This window comes from Catenulispora yoronensis (assembly GCF_039531695.1).
Classification (GTDB): domain Bacteria; phylum Actinomycetota; class Actinomycetes; order Streptomycetales; family Catenulisporaceae; genus Catenulispora; species Catenulispora yoronensis.
In genome coordinates this window covers 120,431-143,955 of record NZ_BAAAQN010000017.1, presented here as the reverse complement: position 1 = coordinate 143,955, position 23,525 = coordinate 120,431, and the positions used below count along the sequence as shown (strand labels likewise).

At 67.4% G+C, this 23,525-nt stretch carries 18 protein-coding genes; 10 read left to right on the top strand and 8 right to left on the bottom strand.

Going from position 1 to position 23,525, the window contains the following annotated elements; genetic code table 11:
* Nucleotides 1-124 precede the first annotated feature (124 nt).
* Nucleotides 125-4,285 carry a MobF family relaxase gene (gene mobF, locus ABD481_RS16630; RefSeq protein ID WP_344666572.1) on the top strand — a complete coding sequence of 1,387 codons (4,161 nt, stop codon included), beginning with the start codon at nucleotides 125-127 and terminating at the stop codon, nucleotides 4,283-4,285.
* Nucleotides 4,286-4,375: 90 nt separating this feature from the next.
* Here mobF and ABD481_RS16625 read toward each other — a convergent pair whose 3' ends face one another.
* The 7 genes from ABD481_RS16625 to ABD481_RS16595 form a co-directional block, all read right to left on the bottom strand.
* Nucleotides 4,376-5,191 carry an inositol monophosphatase family protein gene (locus ABD481_RS16625; RefSeq protein WP_344666571.1) on the bottom strand — a complete coding sequence of 272 codons (816 nt, stop codon included), beginning with the start codon at nucleotides 5,189-5,191 and terminating at the stop codon, nucleotides 4,376-4,378.
* A gap of 28 nt (nucleotides 5,192-5,219) precedes the next feature.
* Entirely contained in the window at nucleotides 5,220-6,116 is an 897-nt protein-coding gene (locus ABD481_RS16620) for a phosphotransferase family protein (RefSeq protein ID WP_344666570.1), read from the bottom strand.
* On the bottom strand, nucleotides 6,109-7,083 hold the full coding sequence (locus tag ABD481_RS16615; RefSeq protein ID WP_344666569.1) for a hypothetical protein: 975 nt from the start codon (nucleotides 7,081-7,083) through the stop codon (nucleotides 6,109-6,111). Before ABD481_RS16615 ends, ABD481_RS16620 begins: the two co-directional genes overlap by 8 nt.
* Nucleotides 7,080-8,099 (bottom strand): glycosyltransferase family protein, encoded by a 1,020-nt coding sequence (locus tag ABD481_RS16610; RefSeq protein WP_344666568.1) that lies wholly within the window; start codon nucleotides 8,097-8,099, stop codon nucleotides 7,080-7,082. The genes ABD481_RS16615 and ABD481_RS16610 overlap by 4 nt, the downstream gene beginning before the upstream one ends.
* Complete coding sequence (gene serS, locus ABD481_RS16605; RefSeq protein ID WP_344666567.1) at nucleotides 8,100-9,392, bottom strand: serine--tRNA ligase; 1,293 nt, start codon at nucleotides 9,390-9,392, stop codon at nucleotides 8,100-8,102.
* A 98-nt stretch (nucleotides 9,393-9,490) separates the two neighbouring features.
* Entirely contained in the window at nucleotides 9,491-10,417 is a 927-nt protein-coding gene (locus ABD481_RS16600) for a phosphotransferase (protein WP_344666566.1), read from the bottom strand.
* The gene (locus ABD481_RS16595; RefSeq protein WP_344666565.1) at nucleotides 10,417-11,670 is read right to left on the bottom strand and encodes a methionine adenosyltransferase; all 1,254 of its coding nucleotides are present in this window, start codon (nucleotides 11,668-11,670) and stop codon (nucleotides 10,417-10,419) included. The genes ABD481_RS16600 and ABD481_RS16595 overlap by 1 nt, the downstream gene beginning before the upstream one ends.
* 233 nt (nucleotides 11,671-11,903) lie before the next feature.
* Between ABD481_RS16595 and ABD481_RS16590 the strand changes: the two genes are divergently transcribed.
* The 8 genes from ABD481_RS16590 (at nucleotide 11,904) to ABD481_RS16555 (ending at nucleotide 21,364) form a co-directional block, all read left to right on the top strand.
* Nucleotides 11,904-15,425: an NB-ARC domain-containing protein gene (locus tag ABD481_RS16590; RefSeq protein WP_344666564.1), complete on the top strand. Its 3,522-nt coding sequence runs from the start codon at nucleotides 11,904-11,906 to the stop codon at nucleotides 15,423-15,425.
* A 17-nt stretch (nucleotides 15,426-15,442) separates the two neighbouring features.
* Nucleotides 15,443-16,618, top strand: a complete 1,176-nt coding sequence (locus tag ABD481_RS16585) for a damage-control phosphatase ARMT1 family protein (RefSeq protein ID WP_344666563.1) — start codon at nucleotides 15,443-15,445, stop codon at nucleotides 16,616-16,618.
* A gap of 90 nt (nucleotides 16,619-16,708) precedes the next feature.
* Complete coding sequence (locus ABD481_RS16580; protein ID WP_344666562.1) at nucleotides 16,709-17,308, top strand: orotate phosphoribosyltransferase; 600 nt, start codon at nucleotides 16,709-16,711, stop codon at nucleotides 17,306-17,308.
* Nucleotides 17,309-17,322: 14 nt separating this feature from the next.
* On the top strand, nucleotides 17,323-17,985 hold the full coding sequence (locus ABD481_RS16575; protein WP_344666561.1) for a GOLPH3/VPS74 family protein: 663 nt from the start codon (nucleotides 17,323-17,325) through the stop codon (nucleotides 17,983-17,985).
* A 52-nt stretch (nucleotides 17,986-18,037) separates the two neighbouring features.
* A complete protein-coding gene (locus ABD481_RS16570; RefSeq protein ID WP_344666560.1) occupies nucleotides 18,038-19,438 on the top strand; it encodes an APC family permease in 1,401 nt (466 codons plus the stop codon).
* A 93-nt stretch (nucleotides 19,439-19,531) separates the two neighbouring features.
* Nucleotides 19,532-20,155: a GNAT family N-acetyltransferase gene (locus ABD481_RS16565; RefSeq protein WP_344666559.1), complete on the top strand. Its 624-nt coding sequence runs from the start codon at nucleotides 19,532-19,534 to the stop codon at nucleotides 20,153-20,155.
* 28 nt (nucleotides 20,156-20,183) lie between these two features.
* A complete protein-coding gene (locus tag ABD481_RS16560; RefSeq protein ID WP_344666558.1) occupies nucleotides 20,184-21,098 on the top strand; it encodes a GNAT family N-acetyltransferase in 915 nt (304 codons plus the stop codon).
* Complete coding sequence (locus ABD481_RS16555; RefSeq protein WP_344666557.1) at nucleotides 21,095-21,364, top strand: hypothetical protein; 270 nt, start codon at nucleotides 21,095-21,097, stop codon at nucleotides 21,362-21,364. Before ABD481_RS16560 ends, ABD481_RS16555 begins: the two co-directional genes overlap by 4 nt.
* 359 nt (nucleotides 21,365-21,723) lie before the next feature.
* Here ABD481_RS16555 and cyaB read toward each other — a convergent pair whose 3' ends face one another.
* On the bottom strand, nucleotides 21,724-22,296 hold the full coding sequence (cyaB, locus tag ABD481_RS16550; RefSeq protein WP_344666556.1) for a class IV adenylate cyclase: 573 nt from the start codon (nucleotides 22,294-22,296) through the stop codon (nucleotides 21,724-21,726).
* A gap of 318 nt (nucleotides 22,297-22,614) precedes the next feature.
* Between cyaB and ABD481_RS16545 the strand changes: the two genes are divergently transcribed.
* On the top strand, nucleotides 22,615-23,484 hold the full coding sequence (locus ABD481_RS16545; protein WP_344666555.1) for a hypothetical protein: 870 nt from the start codon (nucleotides 22,615-22,617) through the stop codon (nucleotides 23,482-23,484).
* The last annotated feature ends 41 nt before the right edge of the window (nucleotides 23,485-23,525 follow it).

The window sequence follows — 23,525 nt, the reverse complement described above, 5'->3', positions numbered from 1 at the left end:
CCGCAGGGCAGCCCACCCCGAAGCAGCGACCCACAAGACACCTCTTGCACCAGCTTCAAGATCACTTGATGCGTGTCCGAATTGACCGATTCAGAGCTGCAGCTTCTCGGCGGTGGTCGCGTTGATGACAATGCACAAACTCACCGCCGGAGACGGCTACACCTACCTCACAAGGCACATCGCCGGGGGCGACGTCGATCGCGTTCGAGGGCAGGACGCGGCGGGCTACTACACCGCCAAGGGCAATCCTCCGGGGATGTGGATCGGCTGCGGAGCGCCACTGCTGGACGTCGCCGGCCAGCGGGTGACCGAGGACCAGATGCGGCACGTTTTCGGCTCCGGGATGCACCCCGACGCCGACCGGATCATCGCCGAACACCTCGATGAGCACCTGCGTGCCGACATGACTGACCGGCAGCTCGCCAAGGTCCGCGCCGACGCGATCAAGGCCGCGACACTGGGGACCGCGTTCCCGGCCTACGAGCCGTTGGCCCGGTTCGACTCCCGCGTGGCCGAGCGGCTGGAACAGATCCGCGACACCACAGGCCGGCCACCGACTGAGGCCGAGATCAAGAAGATCCACACCGAGGAGTCACGACGAGCTCGTGCCGCTGTCGCGGGTTTCGACCTCGTGTTCGCGCCGGTCAAGAGCGCCGCGCTGGTGTGGGCGCTGGACGAGCGGCCCGAGGTTCGTGCTGCGGTGCAGGAGGCGCACGAAGCTGCCCGGGATGCGGCGCTGGAGATCCTGGAGACCCATGCCGCCTACACCCGCGCCGGCCGCGGCGGGATCGCGCAGATCGAGGCCAAGGGCTTGGTCGCGGCCCGGTTCGACCACTTCGACTCCCGGGCCGGCGATCCGAACCTGCACACCCACGTGGCGATCTCCTCCAAGGTGCAGGGCGTCGACGGCATCTGGCGCTCCCTTGATGCGCGTGCGCTCTACAAGATGACGGTCGCCGTCAGCGAGTTCTACAACACCCGGTTCGAGACCGAGCTAACCGGGCGGATCGGCGTGTCCTGGACCGAGCGGCCGGACACCACCGGCAAGCGCGAGCCGGTCCGGGAGATCGCCGGAATCGACCCGCAGATGGTCGCGCATTTTTCCTCCCGCCGGACCGAGATCGAAGCCCGCTACGAGCAGCTGCTGCGCACCTTCCGCCGCGAGCACGGATACGACCCGTCCCGCGCGGTGTGCCACGACCTCGCCCGCCAGGCCAACTTGGAGACCCGCGAGGGCAAGAAGGCGCCGCGCTCGCTGGCTGAGATGCGCGAGGATTGGCGGGTCTCGCTGGTCGACGCCTTCGGCCGCAAGGCGGTCCGCGAGCTGATGTCCGCGGTCACGGGAACTGCCGCGGAGCCGTCCGCGAAGACGGCCGAGCCGGTCGACGTCGATGCGATGGCGGCGGCCGTGGTCGCCCGTGTCGGACAGGGCCGGTCCACCTGGACCGTGTGGAACCTGCGGGCTGAAGCCGAGCGCTCGGCACGGATCGAGCACGGCGTATCCACCCCTGCCGAGCACCAGGAGCTGGTGTCCGCGATCGTCGCGGCGGCCGTTTCCCCGGCGCACTCCATCCGCGTTGACGCACCCGCCCTGCTGGACGAACCGGCTTCCCTTCGCCGCAGCGACAAGGAGTCGGTGTTCACCGAGCACGGCGCCGCACGGTTCACCTCCGCCGCGATCCTGGCGGCTGAAACCCGGCTCGTCGAGGCCGCCAAGACGCACACGGCCTTCGGCGCCACGACGGCCCGGGTCGGCGCGGTGCTCGACGGATTCGAGGCCCGATCCGGCGTCCGGCTGGACGCCGGACAGCGCGCCATGGCCACGGCCTTCGCCGTCGACGACCGCCTCGTGGTGGCTGGAATCGGCCCCGCCGGCTCGGGCAAAACCACCGCGATGCGCGCCTACGCCGAAGCGGTCGCCGCCACCGGGCAGCGACTCATACCCCTGGCCACCTCTTCGGCAGCCGCAGACGTTCTCGCCCGCGACCTGGGCACCAAGGCCGAGAACCTGCACAAGTTCCTGCACGAGTATTCCGATTCGCCGACCGCCAGCGCGTCCAAGGCGCTGTGGAGCGGGACCGGAATTCCGGCCTGGGCACGCGGGTTCGCACTGCGTCCCGGAGACGTCGTCCTGGTCGACGAAGCGGGCATGGCCGGCACCTTCAATCTCGACCGGCTCGTCCAGATAGCCACGCATCGCGGCGCGGTGGTGCGGTTGCTTGGCGACTACCGGCAGCTCGGCGCTGTCGAATCCGGCGGCGCGCTGCGGCTGATCGCCAATGAGGCCGGGGCCGTCGAGCTCAGCACGCTCCACCGCTTCCAAAACCCGCGCGAGGCCGAGGCCACCCTCAAGGTGCGGGTCGGCGACAGCTCCGCGCTCGACTTCTACGCCGACGCCGGCCGCATCCGCTCCGGCTCCGCTCAAGGCATGATCGAAGCTGCGTACGCTGGCTGGAAGACCGACATGCTGGCGGGCAAGAAGACCATCATGGCCGCCGCCACGACCGCCGACGTCACGGCGCTGTCCGCACAAGCCCGGCTCGATCGCATCGAGGCCGGCCACGTGGAGTCCGACGGCGTCCGGCTGCGGGATGGGAACCTCGCCGGCTTCGGCGACTGGATCGTCACCCGCGACAACGACCGCAAGAACAAGGTCGCTCGCGGCCGGGACTGGGTGAAGAACGGTGACGCCTGGACCGTTACCAAGCGCCATCGCGACGGATCGTTGACCGTCAAGAACATCGCGCACGAGGGCACTGTCCGACTGTCCGCCGAGTACGTCGCGAACAGCGTGGAGCTGCTGTACGCCACCACCACTAACCGTGCGCAGGGCTCGACCGTGGACACCGCCCATCCGCTGATCACTCCCGAGATGAGCCGCGAGAACTTGTACGTGATCCTCACTCGCGCCCGGCAGCGGACGACGTTCTACGTCGAGACCCACGAGCTGCTGCCCTTCGACGAGGACGATCGCCTTGACCGGGTGAAGAACGATCCGCGCCAGTTCGCTGCTCACGAAGTCCTAACCACCATCCTCAACCGCGAGGGCAACGAGCCTTCCGCGACCGAAACGATCGCGGCCTCCCAGCAGGCCGCCGGTTCGCTGGCGACGATCGCCCCGCGCTTCCAGCATGTGCTGGAGACTGCGGTCCGGCCGGCCTACAAGGAGCTCGTCTACAAGACGTTCACCGTCGACGACAGCACCGAGAACGGCGACACCTCGATCCCGGACGCCATCGCCACCGGCCCCGGATACGCCAAGCTGCGCCGCACCCTCCTGGCCACCGACCAGGCCGGCCACAGCCCCGCCGCGCTGCTCGCCCGAGCCGCCAACGACATCGGCATCACCGACGCCGACAGCCTGTCCGACCAGCCCGCCGCAGACCTCGCCCGCCGGATCAACACGCTTCTCGACCTACGCCACACCGCCGCTCCCGAGCAGGACCGGCGCCCGGCCAGACTGCCCGTCTGGTACTCGATACCGGCCGCGGCGGACGCCTCCACCGCGGCCGACATCCCGCCCTACCTGCGTCACGCCCAGGACGTGATCGCTAGTCGCGTGGACCAGCTCGCGGACATCGCGCTCGCCGAGCGACCCGCATGGCTCACCGTCCTCGGACCGGTTCCCGGCGACGAACGCGCCGCCGTCGATTGGCGCCGGCACGTCGCGGCCGTAGCCGCGTACCGCGACCAGCACCAGATCACGACTGACGATCCGAGACAGGTTCTCGGTTCGCACTCCGACGCAGACGATGCTGCTGGAACGCCATACCGTCACGCAGTGCAGGCAGTTCTCGCGGCTCGCGACATCAACCATCTCGACGACCACGCTGACCCCCGTGAGCTCTACCGCGCGCTGCCGGAGGACGACCGCCAGAGAGTCAACCTCATGATCGCCAGTTCGCTCGGAGCTCTGTTCCTCGATCCTGACGTGTCCGCCAGCGAGTGGCCGGCCTTGCTCCCGGAGCACGCCGAGCATCTGCGGCTCGCACTCCTGGCGCACGGGCACTTGGGCCAGCGCGGGCAGGGTCCGGCCGACACCGCAGTGTCGTCGACGCGGCCCGTGGAGATGACCCTTGCAGACCGCCGCCGGGCAACGCGCGACGCCGAACGCGCCGCCTGTCGCGAACGAATCCTCAGCGGTCAGGGTCGGGATCAAACGCCCTCTCGCCAGCAGCGGCAGGGACAGACAGTCGCCAAACGGATAGCCAAACCGGAGGAGGGCCTGCGGCTGGTCGAGCAGCCCCAGCAGACACAGCAGCAAGGCCGACAGGTCGGGATGTAACGACGGCTCGCCCAGTATTCTGACGCCTATGACTTCATCTGAAGCCCCCACTCGCGGCTGATTTCAACAGCCGGTCGACGAGCCGCCAACCTATGCCAAGGCCTTAATTAGCAGCTCGGCAGTCGCGTAATTACCCGCGGCGACGAATGGCAGTTGGTTGCCATTAGCCAGCACGTGAGGCTTGCTGTCGGCGGTAAGGACGGCACCTCCAGCCTCAGCGATCAGCAGGAGGCCGGCAGCATGATCCCATGGGAGGTCCCAGGTGAGGATCATGGCGTCGAGCCGTTGCGCTGCGACTTCTACGTATGTGAGCCCACACGCCGACAGCGGAGCAAATGCGATACCGCGCTCGCAGAGGCCGGCGTACTTGTGGCGGTCGGCGTTGGGCCACCATTCCTCGTCGGCAGCCGCGACGCGCAGACCGTGCATCGAGCGAGGCCCAGGCGTGATACGCAGCGGCACCCCATTCGACTTCGCACCCTGGCCCGTAAGTGCGGTCGCGGACACACCGACAATGGGGCCGTAGGTCCACGAGGCAACCAGCCGACCGCCGTACGCCAACGTCACGAGAGTCGCGAAGTTCGGGTCACCAGCGACAAAGTTCCGGGTTCCGTCGATTGGATCGATGATCCAGACGGGGTCCGGACCATCGAGAAGCGTCATGACGGTCGGGTCGTCGGCGACGCGTTCCTCGCCGACTACAACCGAGCCAGGCACGAACGCTTGGAGTCGTTTCGCCAAGGTCTCCTCGGCGGCGCGGTCGGCGACGGTCACTGGATCGTTGGGCCCCTTCTCCGCGATGTCGGCAGGGCGGAGGTGGCGGAATCGGGGAACGATCTCATTCGCGGCCGTTTCGCGGATTATCCGCTCGACTTCGACCATCGCCTTCATGTCGATCAACGTCATTACTAGGACCTTCCTTCTGTTGGCACCATTACCGCGGTGTTCCGTGTTCGGCCATAGCGGCGATGATGGAGGCGAGGTGAGCGATTAGATCAGCCGGTTCGTCCGTCGCGGCGAGACTCGTGAGCGTTCGATGCGGTAGAAGATCGAGATCAGCTGGACGGCGGCGGTCCGTCCAGAGGACGACACGCCAGGCCAGCGTGACGCCGAGAGCCTGCATGCCACCACCGCAGCGCGCCGCGAGCTGTTCAGGAGCGTTTCGGCCGGCGTAGATGAGGTCGCGAACCGTGTGGAAGAGGAAGTCTGCGTAATCGAGCACGGCTGGGCCGACCGTCGCGGCTTCCCAGTCGACGACGTAGCGCTCATGATCGGAAGCGATGAAGTGTTCGGGCTTGATGTCCCCGTGCAACCTGATGCTGTCGACCGAATCCAGGATCCGAAGTCGTTCACAGAGTTCAGGCCACCATGGACGGGATCGTGCTCGATGGGACAGCTGTTCGTTCACGGACGCGCTATTCGGCCGGTCTTGGCAGCTGCCAGGCCAGCAGGCCAAGCCGCGTCCGTCGTGGAGTCTCGTCATGAGCTCAACGACGTTGTCGACGAACGCGTCGAGCCCGATTTCGTTGTCCAGCCGCCCGGGACTGCCAGCCACATTCTCAAAGACGCTCCACGTCGTCGTGGCCGTCGCGCCAGAATGCAGGAGTCTCGGCACGGGGATTCCGTGACTGGGCGCCTGTTCGATGGCCGCGCGTTCGCGTTCTTGACGTTGAGCTGGCGAGATCCCTCTATAGATCTTGAGGCGGACAGTGCTGTCCGTGCTCTTCGCGTTCACCGAGTAGGGCTTCCAGAGCGGCATGTCGAAGTCGCCGAAGACCTGACGCAGCGTGTCGATCAGCAGGCCGACCTCACGGAGATCGCCGTCATCCATGTCCGTTCCGATCGTCGATGAGCCGGGCTATCTCATGCCAGGGGGTCTGTAGGCGCGTCACCAGGGACCAGTAGTCGTGGGTCGCTCGCACCGCCGCGCTGCTGCCGAGTGACGTCTCGCCAGCGGGAATCGACTGAAGCAGCCGTCGCGCGGCAGATCCCGGGCCCCTGGCCGAGGGCCGGACGCCCGAGCCGAGCATGAGCGTCAGCGTCCGGACAGCGTCGAGCGTGTCCGTGTTGACGGCTTCAGCGAGGTCACCGAAGACGGTTCGAGCCCAATCGCCGCGAGTCCGGGCCAAACGAAGGCGCTCCAGGCCGGATCCCAGGTCGGTGACCATGTAGGCGGGCTCGTCGGTGTTCCAGATGAGGACAAGGTCGCCGATCGGCATTCCGGCGTGGGCGAAGCGGAGCGTGATGCCGGAAACCTCTCGGCGTTGCCACGTCGTAGCGCTGCCGTAGGTCTTGATGTGGCGGGCGTGAAGTCCGATTTTCGACAGGACAGTGAGCCAGACGTCGACGGTTGCTGCGTGCTCCTCGACACTCGCGATCCGGCGGACGAGGGATGTGTTGACGAAGGAGGTGACGCGTCCTGCGATGAGGTGCCCGTCTGCGTCGCGGCGCGCGTTGAGACGGACAACAGGTTGGGCGAGGAAGCCTTCTCGGTAGGTGAAGGGCTCCTTGTACTTCACGTGGGGATCGAGTGCCTGGATCGCGGAGATGACGAAGTCGGTCTCCTTGCCCCAGCGCAGCGGCAGGGGGTCAGACCGGGGATATCCGACGTCGCCGAACGCCGAGTCGAGAGAAGCCAGCAGCTCTGCCCATGACGGCGGTCGGCGCGCGGGCCGGAAAGGGCTGCCCGCCTGCTTGTGTTCGATCGCGATGTCGTCGCCGTGAACGTCAACGATCCACTGCGGCCCGAAAACGCGCCGGAGCGTCGCGACAACTTGGTCGCTCGTCGGCGGATTCACGGGCGGGTGGCGAGCCGCTGAAAATGGCGTTGGGGGTCAAAAAGTTGTCTCCCGACTGTTCGTACGTCCGTCGCGCGCAGCGTGGCGGCCCGTTCGATCGCCGCGGCCAGCTCGTGCGCGGCCTGCTTGTCGTCGGTCTGCGGAGTGACGACGGCCGTCGTCCCCGCCCCGTCACACAGCGCCGCGTCGGCGCATGTTCCTGACCGCCACGCGAGAGCGGCGACGGGAGTGCCAGCGCGCAGCGACTCTCCGAGCGTTGCGACGCCAGCCTCGACGTAGTGGCGGCCGTAGGTGTAGACGCAGACAGCGCCTTCGCGAAAAGCCGCCCCCTTCACGGCACCGCCGACCTCTCCGACGAGCTCGACATGCGGAGCCGCGAACAGGTCACTGTACGTTTCCATGTAGGCGGAGTCGAAGACCGGCCCGAAGAAGCGTATTCGGCGGCCGAGCAGTCCAGCGGCCATCGCGGCAAGGTGCGGCGCTTTGTCCGCGTCGAGCCTTCCGACCCAAATGAGGTCCTCGCCGTCGATCGGCTCCCCGTCGTCCTCGTCGAGCCCGAGGTGGACCGCCAGCTCGAGGACCGGCTGGTGTTCGGCGTACCGCTCGACCATCTCCGGCGAGTAGCAGTACAGCCGCGATCGCTCGCCGTCGAACGCGTCGTCTCGGTGGACGAAGCTCGGTGCGTGTTGAAACGTCGCGACCTCGCAGTCTAGGAAGTCCCAGGTGCGACGCCAGTCGTGGTGTGACGGGTACTCGTGACCGACGATCAGAAGGTCGTACCCGGCGGCCCGCAGCTCCTTCGCTTCAAGCGAACCGGGTTCGACGTCCTCCAGGCGGATCGGCCTGATGGTCCAGTCATCGCCGACCTCTCGGCGCCATCGCGGGCCGAGCAGATGGACGTCGGCGCCTGCGAGTCTTCCTCCGAGGGCCGTGGCCCACAGCCATCGTTCGATCCCGCCGTATCCGGCCAGCGGGAAGTCGTATGGCCCAGGGAAGTCGCAGACGCCGACGAGCATCTATTTCTCCGGTGTTCCGTCCGGCGCGAGGCGTCGGAAGCCGAGGTACGGGACGAGGACTTCCGGCATGAGCACCGAACCATCCTGTTGTTGGAACTGCTCCAGGATCGCGGCCACCGTGCGGCCGATCGGCAGCCCTGAGCCGTTGAGCGTGGCGGCGAAGCCTCGGTTGCCGTCCTTGTCGCGAGTCCTGATGTTGGCGCGGCGGGCTTGGAAGCTGCCGCAGTCGGAGCAGGAGGAGATCTCGCGGTACTTGCCCTGGCTGGGCAGCCATACCTCGATGTCGTACGTCTTGGTTGCCGAGAAACCCATGTCGCCGGCCGGGAGGACGACGACGCGGTACGCCAGGCCCAGCTCGCGCAGGCAAGCCTCCGCGTGGCCGACCATCTGCTCCAGCTGGTCGCTCGACGCCTCGGGAGCGGAGATCCGCACCATCTCGACCTTCGAGAACTGGTGCAGACGGATCAGGCCGCGGGTGTCACGACCGTAGGAACCGGCCTCCGACCGGTAGCAGGGCGTGTGCGCGGTCATCGCGAGCGGCAGCGACGTGGTGTCGAGAATCTCGTCGGCGTAGAGGTTCGTCAGCGGAACCTCCGCCGTCGGGATCAGGTACAAGTCACGTGAGCCGACGCCGGTCTTGAATAGGTCAGCCTCGAACTTCGGCAGCTGGCCGGTCCCGGTCATCGTCTCGCGAGTGACCAGGTTCGGCACCGAGTACTCGACGTAGTCGTGGCGGGACGTGTGCAGGTCCAGGAAGAACGAGGCGATCGCCCGCTCCAAGGCCGCGCCGGCGCCGCGCGCCACGACGAACCGAGGTCCTGACAGCTTGGTGGCGCGCTCGAAGTCGAAAATGCCCATCGTCTCGGCGAGGTCGACGTGATCCTTCGGCTCGAAAGAGAACGACGGAACCGCTCCGTGGCTGCGGACCTCGACCGCGAAGTCGTCCGAGTCGCCGTCCGGAATGTCGTCCGACGGCAGGTTCGGGATGGACAGCATCAGCTCGCGGATCTGGGCTTGGAGCGCTTCCTGCTCCTCCTCGCGCTGGGCGATTTCGCTCTTCAACTCGCGAGCGCGTTCCTTGAGCGCCACCGTGTCGCCACCTTCGCGGGCGGTCTTCTGCACGTCGGCAGCGATCCGCCTGGCCTCGGAGCGGAGCTGGTCGGTCGCCTGGATTGCGGAGTTGCGACTAGAAAAGAGAGACTCCAGCGAAGACAGATCCAGGGAGTAGCCGCGGCGCGCCAGGCGACGGACGGCGTCGGTCTCCGGGTCCAGAAGGACGCGAGGATCATGCATGAGGGCCTCTTCCTCGTAGGGGTAGATGTTTCCGCTGCTGAAGGTATCAACTCCAGCGGGTACATCCCGCGCGAATCATCAAGCGCCGCTACACTCCGTTACGGAGGCACTGCCGCGAGACGGCAGCGCTCGAAACCACGCAGGACTTCGATCATGCGTGCGACACGCTGGTCTCTGGCCTCCAGGTAGAAGAGGAGCCCGTCCAGTGCCAGCGCTGCCGACCAGGTCAGGATGGCTTCTCTGGTCGCGGTGCCGTGCAGGTCCGCCAAGCGGAGCCGTTCGTCCTGCCCGTCCGCGAGGTCGTAGTAGACGGTCCAGAACGCCCAGTCGAATGCCGCGTCCCCGATCATTGGCAGGGGGTCGATGACGACCGGCTGGCCGTCGCTGTCCCACAGCACGTTTTCGCGATACAGGTCGGCGTGCAGCAGGACCGGGGGGCCGCCGATTTCGGGCAGTCGGTCGCAGGCTGCGGTACCTGCGTGGACGCAGTCGCTCGGGACTCTGTCCGCGAAGATCGCAGTCCGTCTGCGGACGCGGGGCAGGATGTCGATGTCGCGGTAGTCGGAGAGCAAGGGCAGGTTGCGACTGGCCTGGTCAAGCGTCACAGTGTGCAGCTCGGCGATCGCCGCGGCTACGGCCGGCGCGTCCTGTGGCGGACGTGGCTGCCCTCCGGGTCGTTCGCCGACTATTCCCATCATGGCGATCTGAAGATCATCGGCACATCCGATGAGACTCGTCACAGGCCCGGACTGCCAGAGTCGCAGAGCCGTCGTCTCGCGAATGTACCGCTCGTCAAACCACGCCTTCAGGAGTACGTCGGCACCGTCACAGGTACTGCCGCGCGCGATCACGGAGGCGTGACCGGCGTCGTGGTAGCCGCTCAGAGCCACTCCCCAGCGAGCGGCGGCGGCAGCGAGGAACTGCGGCACTGCCTGCAGCCAGGTCTCGGCGTCGGTTCCGTAGTGCGCGAGGATCCGCTCTCGGCAGCCGGAAGGAACAGGCTCCAGGGCTCCGGTTCGGGTCATCAGCTCAGCACCAGGCCGTCGGCCAGGATCTCGTCGGTGAGCGCGGGGAAGCCATTCAGCGTGTTCATCACCAGCGGCATGACGGCATCGGTGTCGACCGTTCCGACTGCGAGCCGGATCAGCACCCGCCACGGCCGGTCCAGTCGCTGACCGGTCGCGCTGACCAGGTGGACCTCGGCGTAGTCGCCGGTGGCCTCGTGCAGCGCCTGGGCCAGGCGGACGGCGGCGACGTTGTAGAGCTTGCCGACGTGGTAAACGGGGTTCTTGCCGTTCGCGCCCTCGACATTCATCGGCCGCAACGGGGTGATCAGCCCGCTGACCCGGTTGCCCCGGCCGACGACGCCCTCGTCGCCGGACTCGATGGAGCTGCCGGTCAGGGTCAGGTACAGCTCGTCGCGTTCGGGGATGTCGCGGACGTTGATGCGGAAGTTGACGGGCAACTCGGGGAAACGCTCGGCGGCCAGCCGGCGGCACTCGGCTGCGACCGTCTCCTTGTTCTCCAGATACTGCGCGCGGGAGCTGACGAAGGACGACTTCTGCGGAACGCAGGTCACGACGTCGATCTCCTGGGTGGTCGCGTACCCCATGAGCTTGACGTCGGAGCCGCACCACGGATGGGCGAGCGTGAAGTCGTTCACCGTGGTGAACCGGTCGACCAGGTCCTTGACGAACCGCTCGAAGTCGCTGGCCGGCGCGTACCCAGTGCCGAGCGAAGTGTCGTTGGCGATCCGGACTTGCCGCTCCCGCAGATCCTCCACTGAGCTCGGCTCGAACCACTTCGTACGTTCCGGCGAGGAGCCGTCGTCGGTGTGGACTGCTCCCGGGCTCGAGTTACTCGTGACGTTCAGTTCGATTTTCAGGTGCTCGTCGAGCTCTGGCAGACGGTCGTGGAAGAAGCCGCGTACCGTCTCCACGATGATCTCGTCCACGGGGATCGCCGATCCCCCGCACGAGCCGGCCGCGCGGCCGTTAACCAGCACGCGAACCGGGTCGAGCATCTGACCACCGCCGTAGCGGACCTCGCATGCCCCGCCCAACAGCGCGAGTTTGTCGAAGTTGTGGTGCAGGACGGCGCCGAACGTCTCGTGCGTGCAGCGGCTGTAGGCCACGGACAGGTGCTCGGCCAAGTGATCGGCCAGCGTGTCAGGGTGACCGTGGCCCTTGCGTTCGACGATCGACAGCGGCGATGGCGTGGCCTCGCCGATCTCGAACTCGATGGTGCTCTCGTCGACGGTTACGCGGGTACGTGACATGACGGGCCTCATCCCTCGCTTGTACGTGTCCACGCCGGAGCGCGGGCCGGATCGGAGTCGCTGGCCTCACAGGTTGCTCGTACGGGGTTCGTTTCGAGCGTCGCCGACAAAGCGCGTCAATCGGGACGTCCGCGCGCCGAACCGGTGCTGAACCCGCGCTGAACCGGTGGACCCGACAGCCGTGCGAGTGGCAGTAGCCTGATGGTGGTGATCGGTCGCGAACAGGAGCCCGCGTGGACGGTGTACAGCAGTGGTCCGGGCGCGAAGCGCGCGCGCTCCGCATGGCGCTGCGCATGAGCCTTCGTGTGTTCGCCGAACACCTCGGGATCAGCCATCGCACGGTGTCCAAGTGGGAGGCTGGCGGCGCGGAGCTGATCCCGGTCCCGGACTCCCAAGCCCTTCTCGACACCGTCCTCGAACGAGCAGGCGGCGACGTCGCACGGCGCTTCCGACAGATTCTCGACGGCGGTGTTGACGACGCGTCCGTGAGCTCCGGGAGTCTTATCCTCATCCCGCCAGCGGAGCCCGGATTGATCGACAGAGACAACGACTTCGAGACGCTGATCGCCTCGCTTACAGCGGCATGGGACAGCACCGAGAACCATCCCGTCGCGGTCTGCGGGCCGGGCGGCTTCGGAAAGACGACGCTCGCGACACAGACTTGCCACGATCCTCGAGTGCAGGAGCTCTTCCCGCAGATCCTGTGGGTCGAGACCGGCGAGGACTGCACTCCGGCCCGCATCGTCGAGCTCATCTCCGACGTGTGCGTGCATCTGGAAGGTGTCCGGCCAGCCTTGACTGATCCGGAGCAGGCCGGCTTCCACCTGGCACGGGTCTTGGGCGATCGGCGCGTGCTCCTCGTTATCGACAACGTCTGGTCAGCCGCCGACCTCGCCCCGTTCCTCCTCGGAGGCGCGCGATGCGTGCGGCTGGTGACGACGCGGAACCTTCGCGTCTGTCCTACAGGAACCCAGGTGCTCCGGCTGGGCCCGATGTCCCCGCACGAGATCAGCGAACTGTTGAGCCGGGCGATCGCGTCTCTGCCGCGCGCGGACGCAGTCCGTCTGGCTGAACTGTGCGGCGGATGGCCACTGCTCGCGACGATCGTCGGCGCGAATGTGTCGAACGACGTGAGTTCCGGTGCCCCGATGGGCCGCGCCGCTTCGGACGCGGGTGAGTCACTGCGGATCTACGGCCCCAGGGCGTTCGACGTCTGGGACGCGGACCAACGTCACAGCGCTATCGGTCATGCGATCATGGCGAGCCTGCGGAGCCTCGACGAACACGTCACGATCAGCGGCGGAACCGGGCTGCGGGAGCGGTACCTCTCACTGGCCGCCTTTCCGCCATCGGTGCCGGTCCCAATCGATGTGCTCACCCAGTGGTGGCGGCACGCGTCGGGGTGGTCAAGAACCTCGGTCCGACAGTTCTGCCGGATCCTGGCTGATCGATCATTGATCGGCTCCTACCAGGCCGATCGAGACGCGATCGTCCTGCACGACGTGTTCCGCTCGTACCTCCGAAACGAGATCGGAGACGGGTGGTCCGAGCTGCACCGATCGTTGGTCGACGCGTACCGCCCCGGCGGCGAGTGGTCGTCCCTCGGTCCTGAGCATTCCTACATGTGGCGCTACTTGTCATACCACCTGCACGAAGCAGCCCTCGATCCAGAACTTGTCGCGCTCCTGGCGTCGCCGCGGTACATCGTGAACAAGGCGGCCTACGTCGGCCATCAGTCCCTGGCAGCCGATCAGGAGGCGCTGCGCGCTGCCACCGTGTCGACCGGCCACGTCGGGTTCGATCGCGATCTGCACGCCTCCGCCGTCGCGATGACCGATGCCGGATACCTCCTGCGTGACCTCAATGAACCGGCTGATCTCGCGACCACCTTGCTAGTGGCGTCGATGCGCCAAGAAGCGCTCGACACCACCGTCGACGAGCTTCGCATGATCGCCTCCGAAGCTGCCTCGCCAGTTGTGCCGACCTGGGCGAGACGGCTGACGGACCAGACCGCGACCGGCGGGCACGTCGGCGCGGTGGTCAGCGTCTCGGTTAGTGGTGAACTCGTCGCTTCCGGAGGCGAGGACGGCGTCGTGCGCCTGTGGGACCGCGAGCGTACGGCGTTGATCCGCGAGTGCCGCGGTCATGCGGGGTGGGTCTACGCCACCGCGCTCACGCGCGACGGCACGTTGCTTGCCACTGCCGGGGATGACGCCGTAATCCGGCTGTGGCGGGTGCCCGAGGGCAGGCTCGTGGGCCTGCTGCTGGGCCATACGCGGCGTATCCGATCTCTCGCCTTCGACGACGCGGGCTCGATCCTTGTGTCCGGGGCGGAGGACGGAAACGCGTACGTCTGGGACGTGCACCGGAGAAGTCTGCTGCGCGCGATGGAGACCAGCGGTACGCCTATCTGGTCGGTCGCCATTGGATGCGGAGACAGCATCGTCGCAGTGTCAGGCGAGGACGAGTTCGTCAGGGTCTTCGATCTGGAGTCCGGTACTCTTCGCGATGAGAAGGCTACTCACCACGATTGGGTGCGAGCCGTGGCCTTCGCACCGGACGTACCGCTGCTGGCATCGGCGTCAGGGGACCGGTCCGTTCGGCTGTGGAACGTGGCGGGCGGTCGGCTCACAGCGGTACGGGAGATTGCCACACCAGCTGCGAGGCCCCGCAGCGTCGTCCAGTCCGATCGTGGTGATCTGACGCTCGTCGCCGACGAAGACGCGAAAGTGCGGGCGTTCACCGCGACTGGTCTCGCAGGCGAGGTAAAGATGCCGATGGGCGTCGACTGGGTCCGATCGCTCGCATGCACCGGGGACGGCGGCGTGGTCATCGGCTGCGAGGACGGCGGATTGCGACAATGGCTTGGGCCGGAGAGCCGCGACGTCACCGAGCTGGGCTCCGGCGCGAACACCGTTTGGTCGACTGCTTTCGCGGACGCCGGCCGCGTCGCGATCCTCGGCTACGGCGACGGGACGATCGATATCTGCGCCGCGCGCACTGGCGAGGTCCAGCGTCGCGAGGCCACCGGCCGGGGACGGATCTGGTCCGCGGCATCTGGAGGCGGTCTACTCGCTACGGGCTGCGGAGACGGGACGATTCTCCTTCTTCGTCTTGATGACGACGAATGGCGGCTCGAGCTGAACGAAGAAGAACCCCGATGCTGGGCCGTCACTGTCGATGACTCCGGGGCCCGACTGGCCGTGACGACTGGCAGAGGCTTCGTGCAGCTATTCGAGACCGTGACTGGCGCGCTGGTGTGGGAGCGGGACGCGCAGGCCGGACGAGTTCGCTCGATTGCGTTCGACGCGGCGGCCAAGCGTCTCGTTTCCTGCGGCGGGAGCGGAGCCGTCACCGTCTGGGACGCCGAGTCTGGCGACATCGTCGACTCCTTCGCCAACCCCGCGGGGTGGGCCCGGTGCGTTTCGATCGATCCGGCCGGAGCCCGCGTCGCGGTCGGCTCTGGCACCGGCGACGTTTACGTGCGCGACATCGTTGCTGAACGGTTCACTGCCCACCTTACCGGCCATGCCGGACGTATCCTGATGCTCGGCTTCGCCGATGATCACGATGTGTTGACCACGGCATCCGCCGACGGGACGGCGCGGGTCTGGTCACTCAGTCGGCAGGTTCAGCTCGCCGAGACGCGGCTCGACGCGTCGCTCCAATGCGCGGCATGGGACAGAACCAGCGGCCAACTCCTTACCGGGAGCGCGGACGGGCTCGCGCTCCTTCACCTGAACCGAACCAGCTGAGCGAAGGATTTGAACAGATGACGAGCGGCGCACCCCGCGTGACCCCGATCGTGTCCGACAGCCCGGGATCATTCGCCTGGGGCGTGTGGAATCAGCGGCATCCGGTCCTGATCAAGCAGATCCGCGACGCGTATCCGTACCCGCCCGCAGCTCATGAGGCGCTGGAGGCGCTCCTCGCAGAGTCGATTGCCGGTGACATTCAGAAGCTGCCGAGCGACGTCCACGACTTCGCGATGTGGGAGCAGTGGTGCGACGACCAGTATGGTCGCCCGTGGGCGCAGGCGCCGTTCCTCTGGGCTGAGTCCTACTTCTACCGCAGAGTTCTGGAAGCAGTCGGCTACTTCCGGCCCGGACCATTGCGAGGCGTGGACACATTCGCGCCGTTCAAGCAGGCCGAGCTCGCGACGCCCCTCGTAGAGACTGAGTTAACTGCCCTCGACGCACTCGCTGGCCTCGGCCTCTCGGACCAGCGGCATGCCGTGCTCACCGCGTCGCTGTGGGGCAACCGCGCCGATCTGGGTTTCCGCATTACCGCAAAGGGACCCGATCACGGCGCTCCAGAGGCCGACTTGATCGTCGACGATAGCGCGACCGCCTGGGTGATCCTGGACGACGCGCCAAGTGCGGTGGTCCACCTGGTCGCGGACAACGCCGGCCGGGAACTACTCGCCGACCTGGTGCTCATCGACCATCTCCTGACCACCGGCGCGGCCGTACAAGTCGTCCTACACGTCAAGCCGCAGCCCTACTACGTGTCCGACGCCAACGGCTCCGACGTCGTCGACGTGACGCGCCGCATCGCTGCGGCCCCTGGCGACGCAGCCGACATCGGTCACCGACTGTGGGCCGCGCTCACCGACGGCACACTTCAGCTACGAACCCACGCCTTCTGGTGCGCGCCACTGCCGTTCGACCGGATGCCGACCGACCTCGTCATGGAACTGTCGAAAGCGACGCTAACGATCCTCAAGGGGGACCTGAACTACCGCAAGCTGGTCGGCGACTGCACCTGGCCCGCGACGACGCCGTTCGGTGAGCTCACCAGCTATTTCCCCTCCCCGGTCGCTGCGCTTCGCACCCTGAAGTCCGACGTCGCTGTGGGGATCGGCCTCGCTGAACTCGAGCAGCTTGACGCGAGCGGCGCGCAGTGGCGAACGGATGGAACGCACGCACTGATCCAGGTCCGCAAGTAGCACGTCGGGGGCCACCGATTCGGCACGGGTGCCGCACTGGTTCGGCAGCACGTCATTCCCCAGATCACAGCGTTCGCCGACGCTGAACATATGGACAGCAGTGAGAACCTCTCGACGGACGTCCGCCGCGCGGCCCAGATCCTGAACGCGCGCACTGTCCCGCGCCTTGGGATCGACCGTGGCGGACGGCCCGAGCGCATCATGCACGCCCTCGACGGGCTCTTGGAGCCCGCCGACGCCGCCGCGATCGGCGACATCTCCGCACAGCTCTGGACCGCCTGCCGAACACTGCTTGGGGTTGCCGAAGTCGAACCGGACTACATCTTGGGTCTGGAGGCGGGCGGGATCGTGCCAGCCGTCGGCCTCGCGATGGCGAGCGGCCTCCCGTACAAGATCGCCTACAAGCTCAGGCTCGCCCTGCCTGGCACCATCCAGTTCATCGAGCCGCACAGCGCCCGCCGCGAGATGTACGCGTACGGGATCGAACCTGGCCAGCGCATCCTAATCGTCGACGACGAGATCACCACCGGCCGCACTATCGCGAACCTCGTGCGGATCCTCCGACAGGCCGATGCCGAACCCCTTGGGGCCGCTTGCCTGATCGAAGACGCCAGCTGCGGCGGCCGGGAGCGGCTCAGTGAACTGGGAGTGCCACTCGCGACCCTCATGACATTGCCATGCCTGGGCTGAAACGGACCGAGCGGTTGGCCGACGACTTCTTCCTCATGGTCCACGACGATCTTTCCGGACGTCCTCGACTTTCGGACCGGATCCTCGGCCTCGGCCTTGCCGGTGCCCTGCTTTGCGAGCTAGCGATCCTGCGCGCGATCGACGTCGAGGACGGAGAGCTGACCACCAGCACCGACCGCGAGGACGGCAACACGACGACCGCCGGCGCCGACGAGCCGTCGTCGCTCACCAGCGAGCTGGTTCGTGAAGTTAGGGGCGAGCAGCGGCTGCCTGTGCGGGACTGGCTCAACTACCTCGCGGCTGACGCGGCTGAGCGGGTCGCCGGCCGGATGGCAGCTGAGGCCCTGGTCTACCGCAAAACGTCGCGTCTGAAGCTTTTGGGTGTGTCGGATCGGTGGATGCCTATGGACACCACGACCGCGGAGTGGCCGGCGATCGACGTCAAGCTCAAGGTCCACAACGGCAACGCGTACACCCATCACCTCGTGCTATTCGGACTGACCCGTGCGACGGGTCTCCGACATCCTTCGCTGTTCGAGGTACAGGGCCGGCTGGAAGATCCCGCGGCTTTGGAAAAAACGCTGGAGCCTCTGGACGGCACGCTTCCGCTGCGGCAGCTGCTGGCACATACCGAGGCCGCTGTTGGCAGTGCCGTGACCAGCCAACGCATCGGCTGACCCGCTTCTGCGCACCACCTATCCGCTACCGACCTCTCCCGAGGAGTTCTCCGTGCCCAGACGATCACCAGCCCCCAGCAAGGTCTCAGCCGCGCTGGCCCGCGACCGGCTCGGCGTCACCGGCGTCATGTTCTTCATCCTGGCCGGGGTCGCGCCGCTGACCGTGACAGCCGGGGTCGTGCCCACCGCCTACGCCGTGACCGGCCTGACCAGCGTCCCGGCTGCGTTCCTCGTGGTCGCCGTGGTGCTGGGCGTCTTCGCCGTCGGCTACGTGGCGATGGCCCAGCGGATCCCGAACGCTGGCGCCTTCTACGCTTTCATCTCCCACGGCCTGTCCAAGCCGGCCGGGGTCGGCGGCGCGTTGGTGGCCGTGGTGGCGTACAACGTCCTGCAGGTCGGGCTCTACGGCATGATCGGCCCGTCGCTGCAGTCGTTCGCCGCCGACAACTTCGGGGTGAACGCCCCGTGGGGCGTGTGGGCGTTCGGCGCGTGGGCGGTGGTGACGATCCTGGGTCTGATGCGCGTGGACCTGTCCGGTCACCTGCTGGGCGTGCTGTCGACGATCGAGCTTGTCGTGATCGTCGCCCTGACGGTGCGCGGTCTGGCGCACCCGGCGGTCGGAGGGATCAGCGCTGCTGCCCTGTCCCCGACCAGCCTGCACTTCACCGGCCTCGGCGCCGTCCTGGCGGTCGCCGTGCTCGGGTTCACCGGGTTCGAGCAGGCGCCCGTCTTCAGCGAGGAGGCCCGCGATGCAAGGCGCACGATCCCGCTGGCGACGTTCGTGTCCCTGGCCGTGATCGCCGTCGTCTACGCCGGTGCGTCTTGGGCGTTGGACGTGCACTACGGCAACCAGGTGGTGGCAACCGCTCAGGGTCCTGGCAGCGCGACGATGCTGTTCGCCATGGCGCCGGGCCTGCTGGCCAGCGCCGCCCGCACGCTGTTCCTGACCAGCCTGCTCGCGGCGGCGCTGGCGTTCCACAACGCGGTCGGCCGCTACATGTGGGCACTGGGCCGCGAGCGGGTGCTGCCGGCGGCGATGGGGATCACCCGTCCCGAAGGCTGCCTCGGGAGTGCAGAGTCTGCTCGGTGCCGTGGCGATCGGGTTGGCGTTGGCGCTGCATTGGGATCCGGTCGGGCAGTTGTTCTTCTGGGGCGGGACCACCGGCGGCTTCGGGATCCTGCTGCTGCTGGCCGCTACGTCGGCGGCGGTGGTGAAGTACTTCGCCACGACAGCGAGCGAGGAGAACATCTGGCGGCGCTTGGCCGCTCCGGCGGTATCGACCGTGCTGCTGGTCGTCATGGCCTGGCTGTGCGTCGACCACTACGACGTGCTGCTCAACGTCCCGCCCGGCTCGTTGCCCACCAAGGTGCTGCCTGGGATCTTCGCCGTCGCTGCCGTGATCGGGATCATCTGGGCGCTGGTCCTCAGGCGCCTCCAGCCCGATGCCTATGACGTGATCGGCTACGGCGGTGCAGCCGCGCTGGCCCGCACCACTGCCCTCGCTGCTTCGTCCACCACAGCAGCGAGCGTCGAGCGGACCGCCCGGTGAGCCCGCGCGACCAGATTGTCCCGGCGCAGCCCCAGGACACCAATGCTCTGAGCCACGTGATCGCCCGATCGTTCCTGACCCTGGCCCCGTCGATCTGGCTGATCCCCGGCGAGGACGACCGCCGCCGCATCTTCCCCGGCTATTTCCGGCTGTACGTGCAGGAGGCGATGGAGCGGGGCCACGTCTACACCACCGTCGACCGGACGGCGGTCGCGCTGTGGCTCCCGGTCGGCGAGGAAGGCGAGGCACTCGCCGCGGACTACGACGAGGCGCTGGCTCGGGTGACCGAACGCTGGGTGGACCGGTTCCGGACCTTCGACGGCCTGCTCGCCAAGCACCACCCCACCGGGCTGCGTCACGACCACCTCGCGATCCTTGCCGTGGATCCCGACCAGCAGCGGCGCGGCATCGGCACCGAGCTGCTGACCGCCCACCACCGCCGCCTGGAGCAGACCCCGGAGCCGGTCGCGGCCTACCTGGAGGCCAGCGATGCCGGGACCCGCGAGCTGTACGTACGCCACGGCTACACCGACCTCGGCGACCCGATCCAGCTCCCCGTCGGGCCGCAAATGTTCCCGATGCTGCGCCGCCCGGCCAGCGCCGACGAACAGCGCGCCTGAATCCGCCACCGACCAGGAGAGACACGTCATGACCGCTTTTCAGACCCCGCCCGCCGCCCCGCAGGTGACCGACCGGCTGGCCGGGCGGTTCCGCGCGGCGCGCGGCAGCGCCGACGATGCCGCCATGATCGAGGGCTGGGCCGGCCGGGCGGGCTGGAGCCTTGGGCGCGGCGACCTTGAGCTGTTCACCAGGCACCGGCCCGGCGGCCTGCTGATCGGCCTGCTGGACGGCCGCCCGGTCTCGGCGATGGCGACCGCCGGCTACGACAACGGGTTCTGCTTCACCGGCGCTCTGGTCGTCGACCCCGGATTCCGGGGCCGGGGCATCGGGGCGGCGACCGCCGACGCCGCACTGGCCCACCTGACCGATCTGCCCGTCGGCTTGGAGGCTCCGCCGGAGCTGCGCGAGTTCTTCGCCGCACGGGGCTTCATCACCCGCTGGCGCACCATCGCCTTCGCCAGTGCCGTCCCGGCCCCACGCCCGACCAACCCACACGTGATGCCGCTGAGCGCCGACCAGCTCGGCCCGGCCGCCGCCTTCGACGGGCACTGCTTCCCTGCCGAGCGGACGGCGCTGGCTGTGGACTGGGCCAGCGGGCGCGACCGCTACGCCGTGGGCTATGTGCAGGACAACCGGCTGCACGGCTACGGCGTCCTGCGGCCCGGATTCGGCGCGGCCCGCATCGGCCCGCTGTACGCCACAGAGCCGCACGTCGCCGCCAGCCTGTTCGACGCGTTGGCCGAATATGCGGGGCAGCGAGGAGCGCGGGCGATCGCCATCGACATCCCCGAGCCGAATCCGGCTGCGATAGCGCTGTGCGAGACTCGCGGCCTGTCGCACGATTCCGAGACCTTCCGCATGGTCCGCCCCGGCCCGAGCGCTGCCGAGCGCGCGGTCGACCTCACAGTGCTTTACGGCTTGACCAGCCGGGAGCTGGGATGACCTTCGTCATGAACGAGACGCTCGCGACGCGCCTCAGAAGGACGGGCCGCTGGTGCTCGCCGATCGGCCGGGCCGCTGACATCGCCCTAGCGGTCGCCGACGTACTGACCCGGCTCAACGTCAACGTCATCCCCGACCTGGATGCTGCGGCGATCCACCTACGCGAGGCCGCCCGCCTCGTCAACACCCGCGTGCCAGCCGCGCGTGCCTCCCATCCGTATCGGCACACGGTGCGCCGCATCGGCCTGCGACTCAGGGGGCTGTGATGAATTTGATCACTGACCCGACAGTCCTAGCGGCGGCCCGGAAGGTGCCCCGTCTCGCATCGAACGGGAGTAGGCGGGCTGCTCCGGTCAAGGAGATGAGCCATAGCGCAATGCATGCAGCGTTCTCAGCTGGCGAAGCCACATCCTTGACGTCCGCCATCACTGACATCGCGCGATACGACAGCTCGTGGTGGCTCTACGACCGCGACAGCTGGCTTCGTGTCACCGATGCCGAACTTGTCGCAGTCCTTGAAAATTTTGCCGCTCGAACGACCCGGGAGAGCGCGACAGGAAACTTACTAACTGGGATACAAGCCGCTGCGGCAGACGGTGAGTGAGGAGAGGTATGCCGGTCAGCGTCAAATTCGCGGGGCGGCTTGAGCCTGCACAACGGCGTCGGTGTAGAGCTCGGTGGTGAGGTCATCCTCTGTGATCCCGAGCATCGTGAGTACTCGGCGTACCGCATCCAGAGCAGCTGCGATCTCGGCGGCAGAGGGAACGATCGTCTCGACTTCGAGGAACGTGCCGTCCAACTCCGGGACGGTGACCAGCGTGGCGAGCATGTCATAAGCGTTGTCGGAGAACTCGAAGTTCTCGCAGTTCTTGGTGAACTCGATAGCCACGCTGTATCCGAGCCCTAGCAAGATCTCGTGGGTCGCGTCGCGGTCGGCGACAGCGGTCTCCTGTTCAGGTTTAGAACCGCTGGCTTCGTCTACGGCCGGCGCCTTGAACGTGAGTAGGTGGCGTACTGAGTCGGCGGTCTCAACGCTGCGCAAGCGCAGCTCATGGCCGTCGGCCATGAATCGCCGCTCGGGCGCGTCAAAGTAGGTGTCGTGATACACGGCGCGCCGCCGCTCGGCACGCATCGTCAGCGCAGTCCGGACAGCAACTACATCCCGCACCCGTGCCTTCAGCTCAGCTTCGACGGGCATCGATTCTCCCCTTGGTCTAGATGAACTGCTCGGCAGTCACGGCCAGTTCATTGAACAGGCGCCGGGACCCCCTTGAACAGCACACCGTTGTCCGATACCTAGACTCTGTGGACTGGGGAGCTGTAGCCCTACCAGTCCTCGTAGGTAGAGTCGAAAGCCGTTTCGTCCCCAGTGAGGATTCGTCATACCGGCAGACCCGCGTGGCGGAATGCCTGCATCGCGATTCTGGGCTCAGTGGAAAGATCCTTGAGCTTGTGCTCGGCAAGGCACCCTGATACGCGACCGGGCTAGCGTTGCCTCAGGCAGCGAAGGAGTACCTTGACCCCCACCGGGAACACCAAGCCCCAGCTACCCGCCTCCCAGCGGCTCGACCTCCGGCACGTCAACATCGAGTACGTCGTCGATCGCGTCGAGTCGGCGCTGATGACCCGCCTGCACCGCGACCAGGTGGTGAAGAAGCGCCGGTCGATGGGATACCGCAGCGACCGGGGCACCTGGGTTCGCATCGAATGCCGAGGGCTAGAGCGGCTCGACGGCCAAGGCTGGGGCCTGGAAGCCGCCGGCGTGCTGGCCAGCGTCCCGATCCCGGCCTGGCACGCCGGCCTGTCCTGGCATGACCCGGCCCGCCAGGTCATGTGGCGCGCCGATGAGACGGCTCTAATCGACGAGCCGCCGATCGGCCGATCCATCGCTGCGAGCTCGTTGCCGGACAGCTGGTGGACCGAGCTCGACAGGGCGATGGAGGCTTTAGCCGAGGCGTCCACGACGAGGCTCGCCACTCCGGACCTGAAGCCCATCAGCGTCGAGCGGGTCCGCACCGCGATCGCCAAGGTGTTCCCCGACGCCGAGACGCCGATCGAGGAATGGTCGACCGCCCACGCCGACCTGAACTGGGCCAACATGACCGGCCCGGAGCTGTGGATCCTAGACTGGGAAGACTGGGGCCGCGCACCCCGCGGCCTGGACGCCGCGAACCTGTGGTTCAGCTCCCTGGCTGTGCCCGGCCTGGCCGACAAGGTCCTGGAACGCCGGCGCGCAGACCTGGAGTCCGTCACCGGCCGCACGATGCGGCTGTTCAAGTGCGCCGAACTGCTCGCCTGGGCGGCTGAGGACGAACCACTGCACGCTCCGGCTGCGCGAGCCGTCAGGGACCTGCTCGGCGGCACGGCGATGAGCAGAGCGTCGTGACCATGTAGGAGCCCTGCGTTACTACCCGATCACATCCTGTC